The 13522-nt window shown below is 71.1% G+C and carries 13 protein-coding genes and 1 tRNA gene; 8 read left to right on the top strand and 6 right to left on the bottom strand.

The window, feature by feature from the left end; translation table 11 throughout:
* Nucleotides 1-33 precede the first annotated feature (33 nt).
* From ACIGAN_RS09305 to ACIGAN_RS09290, 4 genes are all read left to right on the top strand, one after another.
* Nucleotides 34-297, top strand: a complete 264-nt coding sequence (locus tag ACIGAN_RS09305) for a hypothetical protein (RefSeq protein ID WP_365095664.1) — start codon at nucleotides 34-36, stop codon at nucleotides 295-297.
* 59 nt (nucleotides 298-356) lie between these two features.
* Nucleotides 357-980, top strand: a complete 624-nt coding sequence (locus ACIGAN_RS09300) for a flavoprotein (protein WP_365739539.1) — start codon at nucleotides 357-359, stop codon at nucleotides 978-980.
* Nucleotides 981-1071: 91 nt separating this feature from the next.
* Nucleotides 1072-3672 carry a class III lanthionine synthetase LanKC gene (lanKC, locus tag ACIGAN_RS09295; protein ID WP_365739541.1) on the top strand — a complete coding sequence of 867 codons (2601 nt, stop codon included), beginning with the start codon at nucleotides 1072-1074 and terminating at the stop codon, nucleotides 3670-3672.
* Nucleotides 3672-4385, top strand: a complete 714-nt coding sequence (locus tag ACIGAN_RS09290; protein ID WP_399856382.1) for a GAP family protein — start codon at nucleotides 3672-3674, stop codon at nucleotides 4383-4385. Before lanKC ends, ACIGAN_RS09290 begins: the two co-directional genes overlap by 1 nt.
* A gap of 75 nt (nucleotides 4386-4460) precedes the next feature.
* Here ACIGAN_RS09290 and ACIGAN_RS09285 read toward each other — a convergent pair.
* The 3 genes from ACIGAN_RS09285 to ACIGAN_RS09275 all read right to left on the bottom strand — a co-directional run bounded on the left by ACIGAN_RS09285 (nucleotide 4461) and on the right by ACIGAN_RS09275 (nucleotide 6389).
* Nucleotides 4461-4534 (bottom strand) — tRNA-Pro (locus tag ACIGAN_RS09285).
* A 47-nt stretch (nucleotides 4535-4581) separates the two neighbouring features.
* Nucleotides 4582-5352: a Pr6Pr family membrane protein gene (locus ACIGAN_RS09280; protein WP_399856381.1), complete on the bottom strand. Its 771-nt coding sequence runs from the start codon at nucleotides 5350-5352 to the stop codon at nucleotides 4582-4584.
* A gap of 110 nt (nucleotides 5353-5462) precedes the next feature.
* Complete coding sequence (locus ACIGAN_RS09275) at nucleotides 5463-6389, bottom strand: metallophosphoesterase (protein ID WP_365739582.1); 927 nt, start codon at nucleotides 6387-6389, stop codon at nucleotides 5463-5465.
* Nucleotides 6390-6523: 134 nt separating this feature from the next.
* On the opposite strand from ACIGAN_RS09275, the gene ACIGAN_RS09270 reads away from it, so the two are divergent.
* On the top strand, nucleotides 6524-6988 hold the full coding sequence (locus tag ACIGAN_RS09270; protein WP_399856380.1) for a GatB/YqeY domain-containing protein: 465 nt from the start codon (nucleotides 6524-6526) through the stop codon (nucleotides 6986-6988).
* Between the two features lie 131 nt (nucleotides 6989-7119).
* Here ACIGAN_RS09270 and ACIGAN_RS09265 read toward each other — a convergent pair whose 3' ends face one another.
* Entirely contained in the window at nucleotides 7120-9435 is a 2316-nt protein-coding gene (locus tag ACIGAN_RS09265) for a transglycosylase domain-containing protein (protein WP_399856378.1), read from the bottom strand.
* A gap of 408 nt (nucleotides 9436-9843) precedes the next feature.
* Here ACIGAN_RS09265 and wblA point away from each other — a divergent pair, with 408 nt between their 5' ends.
* The gene (gene wblA / locus ACIGAN_RS09260) at nucleotides 9844-10182 is read left to right on the top strand and encodes a transcriptional regulator WblA (protein ID WP_179272479.1); all 339 of its coding nucleotides are present in this window, start codon (nucleotides 9844-9846) and stop codon (nucleotides 10180-10182) included.
* Nucleotides 10183-10312: 130 nt separating this feature from the next.
* On the opposite strand, the gene ACIGAN_RS09255 is transcribed toward wblA, so the two are convergent.
* Nucleotides 10313-11740 (bottom strand): ArsA family ATPase, encoded by a 1428-nt coding sequence (locus tag ACIGAN_RS09255; RefSeq protein WP_399856376.1) that lies wholly within the window; start codon nucleotides 11738-11740, stop codon nucleotides 10313-10315.
* Between the two features lie 49 nt (nucleotides 11741-11789).
* Nucleotides 11790-12767 carry an ArsA family ATPase gene (locus ACIGAN_RS09250; RefSeq protein ID WP_399856374.1) on the bottom strand — a complete coding sequence of 326 codons (978 nt, stop codon included), beginning with the start codon at nucleotides 12765-12767 and terminating at the stop codon, nucleotides 11790-11792.
* Between the two features lie 118 nt (nucleotides 12768-12885).
* On the opposite strand from ACIGAN_RS09250, the gene ACIGAN_RS09245 reads away from it, so the two are divergent.
* On the top strand, nucleotides 12886-13044 hold the full coding sequence (locus tag ACIGAN_RS09245; protein WP_003991873.1) for a DUF4177 domain-containing protein: 159 nt from the start codon (nucleotides 12886-12888) through the stop codon (nucleotides 13042-13044).
* A complete protein-coding gene (locus ACIGAN_RS09240) occupies nucleotides 13044-13505 on the top strand; it encodes a RidA family protein (RefSeq protein WP_031115991.1) in 462 nt (153 codons plus the stop codon). The genes ACIGAN_RS09245 and ACIGAN_RS09240 overlap by 1 nt, the downstream gene beginning before the upstream one ends.
* The last annotated feature ends 17 nt before the right edge of the window (nucleotides 13506-13522 follow it).

The raw sequence follows: 13522 nt of genomic DNA, 5'->3' as shown, positions 1-13522 counted from the left end.
CGGTGCGCCAACATACCCAGGGAGTCGATAGGTATGAAGCGGGTTTTCGGACTGGCGGCAATTGTTGCGGGTGCAGTACTCGCCCTTTTCTTCCCGGATCTCGAATTCGGGTGGTTCGAAGGCCGCCCCTTCGGCCTGATCCTCATCGTCCTGGGCGGAATCGAACTGTGGGAGAGCACGCGCCGCCGGAAGCCCAAGGGGATCGTGGAGGAGCTGCGCGAGGACCTCGGTATCGGATCCTCGCGTGACCGTGACCGTGACCGTGACCGTGACCGCGAGCGCGACCAGGAGCGGTGAAGCAGGCGGGAGTCCGGACGTCCGACTCCGGCCCGGAGGGAAGAGGAGCACACCGAGCGATGCCGGAGTTCGACAAGAGCGAAGCCGCCAGGTCGAGACGGGCGAACCTGTTCGTCGTGGCCACCGGCACCCTGTCCACGGCGCACCTGCCGTTCTGGCTCAACTGGCTGTCGTCCAACCGGCCGCACTACGAGGTGACGGTCGGGGTCACCGACTCCGCCCGGCAGTTCGTGAGCACCTCGGCGCTGGCCGCGCTCACCGGTTCACCGGTGGTCCGCAACACCTGGGACACCGGGGAAGGGGTGGAGCCGGTCCACACCCGCCTGGCGGCCGAGTACGACGGCATCGTCGTGTTCCCGGCCTCCGTCGCCTTCACCTCGGCCCTCGCCGCGGCCTCCGGCGACTCCCCGTTCCACCTCGCCGCCCTGGGCACGGCGGCACCGGTGGTCCTCGCGCCCACCTTCCCGCCCGGGGTCCTCGACAACCCGCTCGTCACCGACGTGCTGCGCCGGCTCGACGACGTGCCGAACTACCACATCGTCAGACCGCAGAAGGGCACGAGCCGTTCCACCGGCGCCGAGACGGACGTGACCGCGCCCCTGTGGGACGTGATCGGCGTGTTCGAGGCCGCGTCCGGCCACCCGGACCGCGGCGCCGGCGCACCGGAGACCGCAAGCGCCTGACACCCGCCGGTGCTCGGGCCGCTCGGACAGCCCTGACACCCGGCGGTGTTCAGACCGCTCAGACAGCAACGCTCACCAAGAGGCCGGTCACATGGACTACTTCTATTACACCTTCGCCGACCCGGACGCGTTCGAGGACATCCGGCACTGGAAGGCCGACAGCCGTGACCCGCGGTTCGCGCGGTTACGCCGCGGCCTGACCGCCGTCCCCCACACCGACGGATGGCGCTACGCCCAGCACGGGATCTGGACCGTCTGCCGCCCGGGCAGCGACCCCGTGCGCGGCCAGGGCTGGAAGATCCATGTCGCGGTCACCCCCGAGACCTTCGCGCCCCTCGTCGACATCGTCTCCGCCTTCTGCTTCGAGCGCGGCGTGCCGTTCAAGTTCCTCGCGCGCCACGAGTACGCGTGGCTGGTCAACGCCAAGTACGCCCCGCGCCCGGTCAGCGGCAAGGGCATCGTGCTGTACCCGGCCGACGAGCGGCAGTCGGTCGCCCTCGCGACGGAACTGGCCGCGCTGCTCGGCACGTGGCAGGGCCCGCGCGTCCTGTCCGACCTGCGCATCGACGACGGCGTCGTCCACGTCCGGTACGGGGCCTACACCCGGCGGTACTGCCGCAACGCCGAAGGCAAGGTCACCTTCGCCCTGGAGGACCCCGAAGGACGGCTCGTACCCGACCGCCGTTCCGTCCCCTTCCGCGCGCCCTCGTTCGTGACCGTGCCCGAGGAGTTCGCCCCGCGGCCCCCCGCACCCGCGGCCGGCCCGGTGCCGCCCTACCGGATCGACAAGACGCTGCACTTCTCCAACAGCGGCGGCGTGTACCTCGCGACGAACACGGACACCGGCGGCCAGGTCGTGCTGAAGGAGGCCCGCCCCTCGGCCGGCTACGACCTGATCGGCGGCGACAGCGTCCGGCGTGCCCGGCAGGAGTACGCGGCACTGAACGACTTCGCCGACCTGCCCGCCGTACCCGCGGCCCACGAGCAGTTCACCTGGCAGGGCCACCTGTTCACGGTGATGGAGTACGTCCGGGGCACCACGCTCCTGGAGTGGTGCGCCGCCAAGCAGCCCTACCTGCTGCGCCCCGACCCGTTCCGCCCGCCGACGGCACACGACATCGGGGAGTACCGCCGGCAGGTCGACACCATCCTCGAACAGGTCCGCGCCTTCCTGTCGGCCCTGTGGGAGCGGGGGTACGTCTTCGGGGACGTCCACCCGGGCAACGTCATCGTGACACCCGACCTGGAGGTCAGGTTCGTCGACCTGGAGGCGTGCATCGAGCAGGACGCTCCCCGCCCCTTCCCCGGCGCCCCCGGCTTCAACGACTACACCCGCACCGGGCGGGCGGCGGACGAGTACGCCCTCGCCATGCTGGAACTGTCCTGCTACCTGCCGCTGACCCATCTCGTCCGCATGGACGGGGCCAAGCTCCACCAGCTCCTGCACACCAGCACCGAGCGCTTCGACCTGCCCGCCGAGTGGACCGAGCGGGTGCTGCGGCTGTGCGCACCCCTCGAGGTCCCGCCGGCGCGCACCGCCCCGCGCGCGGCGTCCAGCCACCTCGACGACGCGCTCGGCTTCGAGGAGTGGGCCGCCCAGATCGTGGCCGGCCTCACGGACACCATCACTCCGCAGCGCGCCGACCGGCTCTTCCGGAACGACTTCTCGGGCTTCTCGCTGTCACCGGTGTGCCTGGCCACGGGCGCGTCCGGGGTGCTGTGGTCGCTGCTGGGGACGCGCGGTGTCGAGGCCCCGGACCTCGTGGAGCAGGTGATCGACTGGATCGCCGTCCGCGGCCGGGAGTCGGCCGACCGCCTCGAATGCGGCCTGTACGACAGCGAGCTGGGCGCCGGTTACGCCCTCTGGCGGCACGGTCACCCGGAGCACGCCCCGTGGCTGGTGGATTCCGCCCTGGCGAAGGAACGCGACGGCAGCGGGCTGAGCGTGTTCAGCGGCCTCGCGGGAGTCTTCCTCGCCTGCGCCGAGATGGCGGCCGGCCCCGATCCCCTCGTCACGCCGGCCACGGCCGAGAAGCTCGGCGCGGACCTCGTCGACCGCGCGCGCCGGCTCCTGGACCGGCTCAGAAGCACCGGGACACCCGACGTCGCTCACTTCGGTCTGCTGCACGGCGTCGCGGGCATCGGCCTCGCCGTCCACCGCTACGGCCTGCTCGTGGACGACACCGCGGCGGTCGGCCTGGCCCGGGAGCTGCTGGAGTTCGAACTGACCGGGTACGTGCGGTGCGCGGACGGCTCCTTGCAGTTCAACGAGGCCGAACGCCGCAGCCTCGGCTACGTCGAGGTCGGCTCCCTGGGCACGGCCCTGGTCCTGTCGGAGTTCGCCCGGCACGAGGGCTGGGCGCCCACCGGTGCGGGCATCCCCGATCTGACGCGCGCCAACGGACCCGAACTGATGGTCCAGAGCGGGCTGTTCCGGGGACGGTCCGGGTTCATCGCCGGTCTGGCCTCCCTCGCCCGCGACGGACACGAGGAACCCGCCCGGTCGTTCATCGAGCGCCACATGAACCAGCTCGGTCTGCACGAGGTGCGGCCGCGGGAGAACCGGCTGCACTACCCCGGCACCCGCAACTACAAGCTCTCCGACGACCTGCGGACCGGCAGCGCCGGGGTGCTCACGAGCATCGCCTTCGCCGAGGGCCGCCGCGACGACTGGCTCCCAGGGGTCAGGTGATGAACGGCGTACTGGGCGAGATCCTGCCCCTGGCCCTGCTCGACACCCTCGGCGTGTCCACCATCGCGATCCCCGTCTGGTTCCTGCTCATGCCGACGGGGCTGCGGATCGGCCGGGTGTTCGGCTACCTCCTCCTCGTGGCGGCCGGGTACCTGCTGCTCGGCCTGCTGCTGCTGAGCATGCTCGAGGCCGTCCGGGACGATCTGCGCTCCGCCCTGCAATCGCCCCTCGGCGACAAGGCGATGGCCGTGACGGGAGGCGTCCTGCTGCTCGTCGCCGTCTGGTACGGGCTGCTGCGCACCGCGAAACCCGGCACCGGCCGGCTCTCCCGGTGGCGGGAGCAGGCGGTGGGCCGGTCCGCCACGGCAGGCGGACTGTTCACCGTGGCCGCCCTGGCCGTCCTGCTCGAAGTGGCCACGATGTTCCCCTACCTGGCCGCCCTCGGCACCCTGAGCCGCAGCACGCTGCCCTGGCCGTCCCAGGCCGCCGCCCTGGCGATCTACTGCCTGGTCATGGTCGCCCCCGCCGCCGTCGTCACACTGGCACGCCTCGTCGCCAAGGGCCTGGTCCACAGACCCCTGCGCAGAATCGACGACTGGCTCAGGGCCAACGCCCAGGAGAACACGGCCTGGCTCATCGCCCTCGCGGGCTTCATCCTGCTGTCGAACACCACGGCGTACGACAACATCCTGGCTCTCCTGTCATCCGACTGACCCGGAAAGCCCCCGGAAACCACTCAGGGGCCCGACCCGCACTGCGGATCAGGCCCCTGACCTGGTGTTTCACTGTCGGGGTGGCGGGATTTGAACCCACGACCTCTTCGTCCCGAACGAAGCGCGCTGCCAAGCTGCGCTACACCCCGATGTCGCTGCTGTCGCGGCGACGTCGTTTACTTTAGCCCACCGGTGGCTAGAGACGAAATCCGGTTTTGCCGCGGTGGCGCATGACGGCCGGGCGGGCGTGGTCCAGTGCCACGAGGAGGACCGCCAGGGCGTAGATGGCCAGGCCCAGCAGGAGGGCGTTGCCCAGGACGTGCTTGTAGCCGTCCTGGCCGACGTCCAGGAACGGGTAGAGATAGCGGTCCGAGGTGCCCGGGAGGAGCAGTTCGCCGCGGACGAGGGAGAAGGCCAGGTAGGCCAGGGGGTAGAGCAGCCAGGCCGGGGCGTGGCGCAGGCGCAGGCGGCCCGGGCTGGTGAGCAGCAGCCAGTCCAGTACGGCCGCGACCGGCGTCACCGTGTGGAGCGTGAGGTGGGCCAGGGCCTGCCAGCCGGTGGGGGCGGCGGCCTCGCCCGCGAGGGAGAAGGGGCTCGCCTCGTTGGCCAGGAGCAGGTGGTGCACCAGGGCCGCGACGACGACGTAGAGCAGGGTCGCGCCCAGGAGGGAGCCGGGCAGGGGGCGGGCGGCCGTCCACGCCCGGCGGGCCGAGAAGGTCATGACCACGGCCAGCAGGGCGTTCGCCTGGACCGCGAAGTAGCCCGCGCTCCGGGAGGGGTCGCCGAGGAGCAGCTCCAGCGTCACGCCGGCGGCCGCCGCGAGGGCGATCAGCAGGCGGTAGGCCGCCGCCGCGGGGCGGCGGACCGGCGTGACGACGGCCGTGGCCGGGACGGGGGTGGGCCGGAGCGCCGGCTTGCGCGGGATCGCGGGGAGGTCCGGGATCTCCCTGGGTATCGGGGCTGTCATGCCCCCAAGCTGGCAGAAACCGACAAAGAGGGCTATTCGGGCGCCGCTGAGTGGGTTAACGCCACGTCCCTACTCCGTACCCGCGCTACCCCCTACCTCCCCTGCTCTCGCTACTCCCGCCCCACCAGCGTCAGCAGCGTCGCCTCCGGCGGGCAGGCGAAGCGGACCGGTGTGTAGCGGTTCGTGCCGCAGCCGGCCGAGACGTGGAGGTAGGACGTACGGCCCTGCGCCGTGTGCGTGGACAGGCCCTTCACCCGGTCCGTGTCCAGGTCGCAGTTGGTGACCAGGGCGCCGTAGAAGGGGATGCAGAGCTGGCCGCCGTGGGTGTGGCCGGCCAGGACCAGGGGGTAGCCGTCGGCGGTGAAGGCGTCCAGGGAGCGCAGGTACGGGGCGTGGACGACGCCCATGGAGAAGTCGGCCGCCTCCGACGGGCCGCCGGCCACCTGGTCGTAGCGGTCCCGCTTGATGTGCGGGTCGTCCAGGCCCGTCAGCTCCAGCGACAGTCCGTCGATCTTGAGCGTGCCGCGGGTGTTCGTCAGGTTGAGCCAGCCCGCCGCGTCGAAGGCGTCCCGCAGGTCCTCCCACGGGTTGTGCACCGCGCCGACGGCCGGCGGGTTGCCGTTCAGGCCGTGGCGGCCCTGGGCCTTCTCCATCAGGTAGCGGGCGGGGTTGCGCAGCTTGGGACCGTAGTAGTCGTTGGAGCCGAAGACGTACGCGCCGGGGAACTCCATCAGGGGGCCGAGCGCGTCCAGGACCTCCGGCACGCCCTCCGGGTCGGAGAGGTTGTCGCCCGTGTTGATCACGAAGTCGGGGCGCAGACCGGCCAGGGACCGCAGCCAGCGCTGCTTCTTGCGCTGGCCGCCGACCATGTGGATGTCGGAGACCTGCAGCACGCGCAGGGGGCGCATTCCCGGGGGCAGGACCGGGACGGTGACCCGGCGCAGGCGGAAGGAGCGGGCCTCGAAGCCCGCCGCGTACAACAGACCGGCGGCACCAGCCGCCGCGATTCCCAGGGGGACTCCGTATCGCGCGCGCATACGACCATCGTGTCAGACCGGGTGGGATGCCCGCGTCCGCCGGTGCCCGAAATGGCCTGGCCGCACGGGGCCTTGCGCCGCCGCCCGGGAAATGGAGGGGCGGCTTTCCCGCCGCACCTGCGACAATCGGTGCCATGACCACGCTCAAGTCGAAGCTGCAGGATGACCTCAACGCCGCGATCAAGGAGCGCGACGAGCTGCGCTCCTCGACGCTCCGGCTGACGCTCGCCGCGATCACCAAGGAGGAGGTCGCGGGCAAGGAGAAGCGCGAGCTCTCCGACGACGAGGTGCAGAAGGTGATCACCCGCGAGGCGAAGAAGCGGCGTGAGGCGGCCGAGGCCTTCGCGCAGGGTGGTCGTCCCGAGCAGGCGGAGCGGGAGAAGGCCGAGGGCGAGGTGCTCGCCGGCTACCTGCCCAAGCAGCTGTCCGACGAGGAACTCCAGCAGATCGTGGCCCAGGCCGTCGAGGAGGCCAAGGCGGCCGGTGCGGAGGGGCCGCGGGCCATGGGCGCGGTCATGAAGATCGTGAACCCGAAGGTGGCGGGTCAGGCCGAGGGCGGCCGTGTCGCCGCCGCAGTGAAGAAGCTGCTGGCCGGCTGACGTCCGGCTGCACGGAACGACGCGAACGGCCTCCGCCGACCCTCGCGAACGGCCCGCGCCGACCGACACGAGCGGCCCCCGCCGACCAGTACGGTCGGCGGGGGCCGCTCGCGTCCCGTCGTCCGGCGGGGTCAGCCGAACCGGCCTCCGTTGCCGTTGCCGCCCCCGTTGTCCTGCCCCCGGAAGAAGCCCTCGGGGATGGAGAAGGACGGGGCCGGGAAGGGGTCGCCGCCGCCCGTGCCCCCGTTGTTGTTGCCGCCGACCAGGCCGCCGATGAAGCCGTCGTCGCCGCCGGCGCCCCCGTTGTTCCCGTCGTCGCGGCCGCCGCCTCCGCCGTCGCCCCCACCGTCGCCGTCGCCGCGGTCGCGGTCGATGCCGTCGGGGATGTGGACCGAGTTGAACTGCTCGACGGGCTTGCCTTCGAGCGCGCCGGACATCATGTCGCGCCAGATCGGGCCGGGGACCTCACCACCGAAGACCTTGGAGTGCGGACGGCCGCCGATGGTGATGTTGATCATCTTCCGCTTGTGCGCGGGGTCGCCGACCCAGACCGCGCCGGCCATGTTCGGCGTGTGGCCCACGAACCAGGCCGCGTAGCGCTCGTCCGTCGTACCCGTCTTGCCCGCGCTGGGGCGGCCGTCCAGGCCCGCCTTCGAACCCGTGCCGTCCTCGACGACGCCCTTCAGCAGCTCGTTGATCGTGTCCGCGGTCTCCTCGGACATGGCGCGCGAGCACGTCGACTTCGGGACCTCCAGCTTCTTGGAGGCGTCCCCGACCCGCTGGCTGACCGACTCGATGGCGACCGGCGTGCAGTACATGCCCCGCGCGGCGAAGGTCGCATACGCGTTCGCCATGGTCAGGGGGGACATCTCCTGCGTGCCGAGGGCGATGGAGGGCACCTGCGGCATCTTGTCGCCGTCGGCCCGCACGACGCCCATCTTCTTCGCCATGGTCGTCACCGGGCAGATGCCGATGTCGCTGATCATCTGCACGAAGTAGGTGTTGACCGACTTGGCGGTCGCCTCCTTCATGTCGTACGGACCGACCTCGGACTCGTTCTCGTTCTCCAGCCGGGCCGGGTTGCCCCGGTCGTTCTGCCAGGTCTTGCCGTCGCAGGCGGACACCGGCGAGGGGTAGGCCATCTGGTACGGAGCCGAGTACACCTTGTTCGCCGGCATGCCGTCCTGGAGCGCCGCGGCGGCCACGATCGGCTTGAACGTCGAACCGGGCTGGTAGCCCATGCCGCCGCCCATGGACTGGTCGACGGAGAGGTTGATCTGCGTCTCGTTCTTCTTGAAGCCGTACGGACGCGACTGGCCCATGGCGAGGATCCTGCCGGTGCCGGGCTGGACGACGGTCGCGGCGGTGGCCACCTCGTCGCTCTTGTAGACGTGCTCCTTGATGGAGTCCTGCGTCGCGTCCTGGGCCTGCGGGTCCAGCGTCGTGCGGATGGTGAGGCCGCCCTGGTTCCAGATCTTCGCCCGGGCCTTCCTGGACTTGCCGAAGACCGGGTCGGTCAGGAAGACCTCGCGCACGTAGTCGCAGAAGAAGCCCGCGCCCTTGACCGCCGTGATGCAGCCGTTCCTGGGCTTGCTGACCTTCAGGCCGAGCGGGGCCTTCATCGCCGCGGCGGCCTGTGCCCGGGAGATGTCGCCGACCTCGGCCATGCGGCGCAGCACGATGTTGCGGCGCTTGGTGGCCTCGGCCTCGTCGTTGACCGGGTCGTAGCGGCTGGGCGACTGGACGACGCCGGCGAGGAGGGCCGCCTCCTGGACGTTCAGGTCCTTGGCCGGCTTGGAGAAGTAGCGCCGGGCCGCGGCCTCGACGCCGTAGGCCTGCTGGCCGAAGAACGTGATGTTCAGGTAGTTCTCGAGGATCTTCTTCTTGCCCAGCTCCTCCTCGACCTGGATCGCGTACTTGAGCTCGCGGATCTTGCGGCCGATGGTCTGCTGGGTGGCCTGCGCGACCTTCGTCGGGTCGTCGCCCGCCTCCTCGACGAAGACGTTCTTCACGTACTGCTGCGTCAGGGTCGAGGCGCCCTCGGAGACCCCGCCGCTCTGCGCGTTCTTGTTGAGGGCGCGCAGGACGCCCTTCAGGTCGACCGCGCCGTGCTGGTAGAAGCGCGAGTCCTCGATCGCGACGATCGCCTTCTGCATGTACGGCGAGACGTCCTTGAGCGGGACCACCGTGCGGTCACGCGAGTAGACGGTGGCGATCGGGCCGCCGTCGGCGTCGAGGATGGTGGTGCGCTGACTCAGCGGCGGGGTCTTGAGGTTGGCCGGGAGTTCGTCGAAGCTCTCGACCGAGCCCTTCGCCGCCAGCCCCAGCGCGCCCACCGCGGGCAGCGCGATGCCGGCCAGCACGGCCCCCGCGAGGACACTGACACCGAGGAACTTGGCGGCCTGCTGCGTGGGAGACAGACCACCGCCCGAGCGCTTCTTTGGCATGAGGGCAGCCTACGTTCTCATTCGCCGGACAGGCGTATATGCCTTGGCCTAAGCTGCTCTCAACTGTCACAGCAGTGGGGCCACGTATCAATACGTCCGGCGACCCCGAATCGTTCCGGGTGTTCCCCGACTTTTTCGATGGGGACGTGTCCGTATCCGCCTCGTGTGTCATGCGGCGTCCGTTGTGGCGCAACTGAACTGTCCCGTTTTGGCGGGATAGTCATGTATGTCGCCAGCTCACTCCCCCGGGTGATCTGCCGCTTACCCATAGTCCGTTCGGGCCATTCAAGATTGGGCCCGCTGGGGGTGTTGCGCTGTGCCCACCTTCCGTAACGTCCTCAACTGGCGGCGGTGAATATGCCGCTGCCGCCGTGGGGGAGCCTCGATTCGGGAGAGGACGGCGCCGGTATGGGCTGGGTAACCGACTGGAGTGCGCAGGCGGCCTGCCGCACTACCGATCCGGATGAACTGTTCGTTCAAGGAGCAGCGCAGAACAGGGCCAAGGCGGTGTGCACCGGATGCCCGGTGCGCACGGAGTGCCTGGCCGACGCGCTGGACAACCGCGTCGAGTTCGGCGTGTGGGGAGGCATGACGGAACGGGAGCGCCGCGCGTTGCTGCGCAGGCGGCCCACGGTGACCTCCTGGCGCCGGCTGCTGGAGACGGCGCGCACGGAGTACGAGCGCGGCACGGGTGTCGTGCCCCTCGACGACGACGAGATCTACGAGAACTACGCGGCGGTGAGCTGAGCTCCTCCGGGAGCTCCGCAGGTCCGAGGGCCCTTCACGGGCCCTTCGCCATCACGGCACCAGGCGGCGCTCAGGCGCTCGTCTCGGACGGCCGGCGCTCAGCGCGCTCGTCTTCCAGGCGGCACGGCGCTCAGGCGCTCGTCTCGGGCGGCACGGACGGGTCGGGCAGTTCGCGCTCGTCGGCCGCCAGACGGTCGCCGATGGCGCGCAGCCCCGCCAGGTCGTGCACATCGCCGGGCAGCGCGGCCACTTCCGTCACGGCCACCTCGGGGTGGAGCGCGGTGAAGCGGTCACGCGTGCGCTGCTCACGGTGCAGCATGTGCATCCGGTCGGCGTGCAGCCTGAGCAGGCCGGCCGTGAGCTGGTCGACGGACCGCTCGGCGGGGCCGGACGCCTGCGCGGCCTCGGCCTCCTCGGCGTCCTCTGTGTCCTGGGCGTCTGCGGCGGGGGAGCCACCGTCGGCTGCGGGACCAGCGGCGCGAGCTGGTGTCTCGGGCGTGGGAGAGCCTGAACTGTCCTGTGCGTCGGGGGAGTTACGAAGTACTGCTTTCCCGCCCTCCTGATCCACAATGCGGGGCTCTTCAAGATTTTCCGCGGCGGCGAGCGCCCGCTCGGCCGACAGCCCGTCGGCGCCGCTGCCGTGGACCCGGTTGAGCACCAGACCGGCCAGCGGCATGTCCTCCGCGGCCAGGCGCTCCACGAAGTAGGCGGCCTCGCGCAGCGCGTCCCGCTCCGGGGCCGCGACCACGAGGAACGCCGTCCCGGGTGCCTGGAGCAGCTTGTACGTGGCGTCCGCGCGCGTGCGGAAGCCGCCGAAGGTGGTGTCCATCGCGGAGACGAACGTCTGGACGTCCTTCAGGAGCTGACCGCCCAGCAGCTTGCCGAGGGTGCCGGTCATCATCGACATCCCGACGTTCAGGAACTTCATCCCGGCGCGGCCGCCCAGCTTCGCCGGGGCCGTCAGCAGCCGGATCAGCCGCCCGTCCAGGAACGACCCGAGCCGCTTGGGCGCGTCCAGGAAGTCCAGCGCCGAACGGGACGGCGGGGTGTCGACGACGATCAGGTCCCACTCGTCCCGGGCGCGCAGCTGCCCGAGCTTCTCCATCGCCATGTACTCCTGCGTGCCCGCGAAGCCCGCCGAGAGCGACTGGTAGAAGGGGTTGCCCAGGATCGCGGCGGCCCGTTCGGGGTCCGCGTGCGCCTCGACGATCTCGTCGAAGGTGCGCTTCATGTCGAGCATCATCGCGTGCAGCTCGCCGCCCGCGGAGTCGTCGATGCCCTTCACCCGGCGCGGGGTGTTGTCCAGCGAGTCGATGCCCATGGACTGGGCGAGGCGGCGGGCCGGGTCGATGGTGAGCACGACGACCTTGCGGCCCCGCTCGGCCGCGCGCAGGCCCAGGGCGGCGGCCGTCGTGGTCTTGCCGACACCGCCCGAGCCGCAGCACACCACGATCCGGGTCTTCGGGTCCCGCAGCAGCGGATCCACGTCGAGCAGACGCGCGGGCGCGAGACGGGGGCGGGCCGCGTCGTGCGCGTGGGCCGGGTCCGGACGGCTCATGACATCCCCTGCTTCCGACTGACGACGGGCCTTGCCTGTCCCACCTGGCTCATGACACGCCCTGCCCGCGCAGCTCACGGGCGAGCGCGTACAGCCCCGCGAGGTCCATGCCCTCGGCGAACAGCGGCAGTTCGTGCAGCGGCAGGCCCAGCTCGGTGAGGACCGCGCGCTGCTCGTGCTCCAGGGCGTACCGCTCGGCGTACTCCTCGGCCTGCGTGAGCAGCGGGTCCACCAGCCGCTCCGCGTGCCCGCCGCGCCGCGCCCCGCCGAGCCCGGCCGACGACAGCGACCGCGCGAGGGCGGAACGCGGGAGGGTCCGTACGAGTTCCAGGTCGGCCGCGTCCAGCACCTCCGGGCGCACCATGTTCACGATGATCCGCCCGACGGGCAGCCGCGCCGACCGCAGCTCCGCGATGCCGTCCGCGGTCTCCTGGACGGGCATCTCCTCCAGCAGCGTGACCAGGTGCACGGCCGTCTCGGGCGACTTCAGCACCCGCATCACGGCCTGCGCCTGATTGTGTATCGGGCCGATCCTGGCCAGTCCCGCCACCTCGTCGTTGACGTTCAGGAAACGCGTGATGCGCCCGGTGGGCGGGGCGTCCATGACGACGTAGTCGTAGACGAACCGGCCACTGCGCTCCTTGCGCCGCACCGCCTCGCACGCCTTGCCGGTGAGGAGCACGTCCCGCAGGCCGGGCGCGATGGTGGTGGCGAAGTCGATGGCGCCGAGCTTCTTCAGGGCCCGCCCGGCGCCACCCAGCTTGTAGAACATCTGGAGGTAGTCCAGAAGGGCCAGTTCGGGGTCGATGGCCAGCGCGTACACCTCCCCGCCCCCGGGAGCGACGGCGATCTTCCGCTCCTCATAAGGCAGCGCTTCGGTCTCGAAGAGCTGCGCGATGCCCTGACGGCCCTCGACCTCGACGAGAAGCGTCCGCTTCCCCTCCGTGGCCAGGGCCAGCGCTAGGGCCGCGGCCACCGTGGTCTTGCCGGTACCGCCCTTGCCGCTGACGACCTGGAGCCTGCTCACGTATTCGAGCCTAACCAGTCCGCGCCCGCGCTACGCGGGAGGCTGTGGACAACCCGTGCCGGGGTCGGCCCCGGACCGCGGCCGTGACCCCGCCCGGGCAGGGGCTAAAGTCGGCCGCATGACCAAGTGGGAATACGCAACCGTGCCGCTGCTCGTCCACGCCACGAAGCAGATTCTGGACACCTGGGGCGAGGACGGCTGGGAGCTCGTCCAGGTCGTGCCCGGGCCGAACAACCCCGAGCAGCTCGTCGCCTACCTGAAGCGGGAGAAGCAGTAGTGGGCGCCGTCGAGGCGAAGCTCGCCGAGCTGGGCCTGAGCCTGCCCGACGTGGTCCCGCCGCTCGCCGCGTACCAGCCGGCCGTGCAGTCCGGCCCGTACGTCTACACCGCCGGGCAGCTGCCGATGGTGGACGGCAAGCTTCCGGTCACCGGCAAGGTCGGTGCGGAGGTCACCCCGGAGGAGGCCAAGGAGCTGGCACGCACGTGTGCGCTGAACGCCCTGGCCGCAGTGAAGTCCGTCGCCGGTGACCTGGACCGCATCGCGCGCGTGGTGAAGGTCGTCGGCTTCGTCGCCTCGGCCTCGGACTTCACGGGCCAGCCCGCCGTGCTGAACGGCGCGAGCGAGCTGCTCGGCGAGGTCCTCGGCGACAAGGGCGTGCACGCGCGCAGCGCGGTCGGCGTGGCGGTGCTGCCGCTGGACGCGCCCGTGGAGGTCGAGATCCAGGTGGAGCTCGCGTAGCACCCCCCACCCGTCCG

It is taken from the genome of Streptomyces sp. NPDC085931 (assembly GCF_044540565.1).
GTDB lineage: Bacteria > Actinomycetota > Actinomycetes > Streptomycetales > Streptomycetaceae > Streptomyces.
Note: the sequence above shows the minus strand (reverse complement) of the source record. Positions and strands in the feature narration are given on the sequence as shown.

Excerpts from the sequence above, each read along its gene's own strand:
- ACIGAN_RS09275 (WP_365739582.1), bottom strand. The coding sequence starts at position 6,389 with ATGCGCGCGCGATACGGAGTCCCCCTGGGAATCGCGGCGGCTGGTGCC.
- wblA (WP_179272479.1), top strand. The coding sequence starts at position 9,844 with ATGGGCTGGGTAACCGACTGGAGTGCGCAGGCGGCCTGCCGCACTACC.
- ACIGAN_RS09270 (WP_399856380.1), top strand. The coding sequence starts at position 6,524 with ATGACCACGCTCAAGTCGAAGCTGCAGGATGACCTCAACGCCGCGATC.
- ACIGAN_RS09245 (WP_003991873.1), top strand. The coding sequence starts at position 12,886 with ATGACCAAGTGGGAATACGCAACCGTGCCGCTGCTCGTCCACGCCACG.
- ACIGAN_RS09290 (WP_399856382.1), top strand. The coding sequence starts at position 3,672 with ATGAACGGCGTACTGGGCGAGATCCTGCCCCTGGCCCTGCTCGACACC.
- ACIGAN_RS09255 (WP_399856376.1), bottom strand. The coding sequence starts at position 11,740 with ATGAGCCGTCCGGACCCGGCCCACGCGCACGACGCGGCCCGCCCCCGT.
- lanKC (WP_365739541.1), top strand. The coding sequence starts at position 1,072 with ATGGACTACTTCTATTACACCTTCGCCGACCCGGACGCGTTCGAGGAC.
- ACIGAN_RS09265 (WP_399856378.1), bottom strand. The coding sequence starts at position 9,435 with ATGCCAAAGAAGCGCTCGGGCGGTGGTCTGTCTCCCACGCAGCAGGCC.
- ACIGAN_RS09305 (WP_365095664.1), top strand. The coding sequence starts at position 34 with ATGAAGCGGGTTTTCGGACTGGCGGCAATTGTTGCGGGTGCAGTACTC.
- ACIGAN_RS09280 (WP_399856381.1), bottom strand. The coding sequence starts at position 5,352 with ATGACAGCCCCGATACCCAGGGAGATCCCGGACCTCCCCGCGATCCCG.
- ACIGAN_RS09300 (WP_365739539.1), top strand. The coding sequence starts at position 357 with ATGCCGGAGTTCGACAAGAGCGAAGCCGCCAGGTCGAGACGGGCGAAC.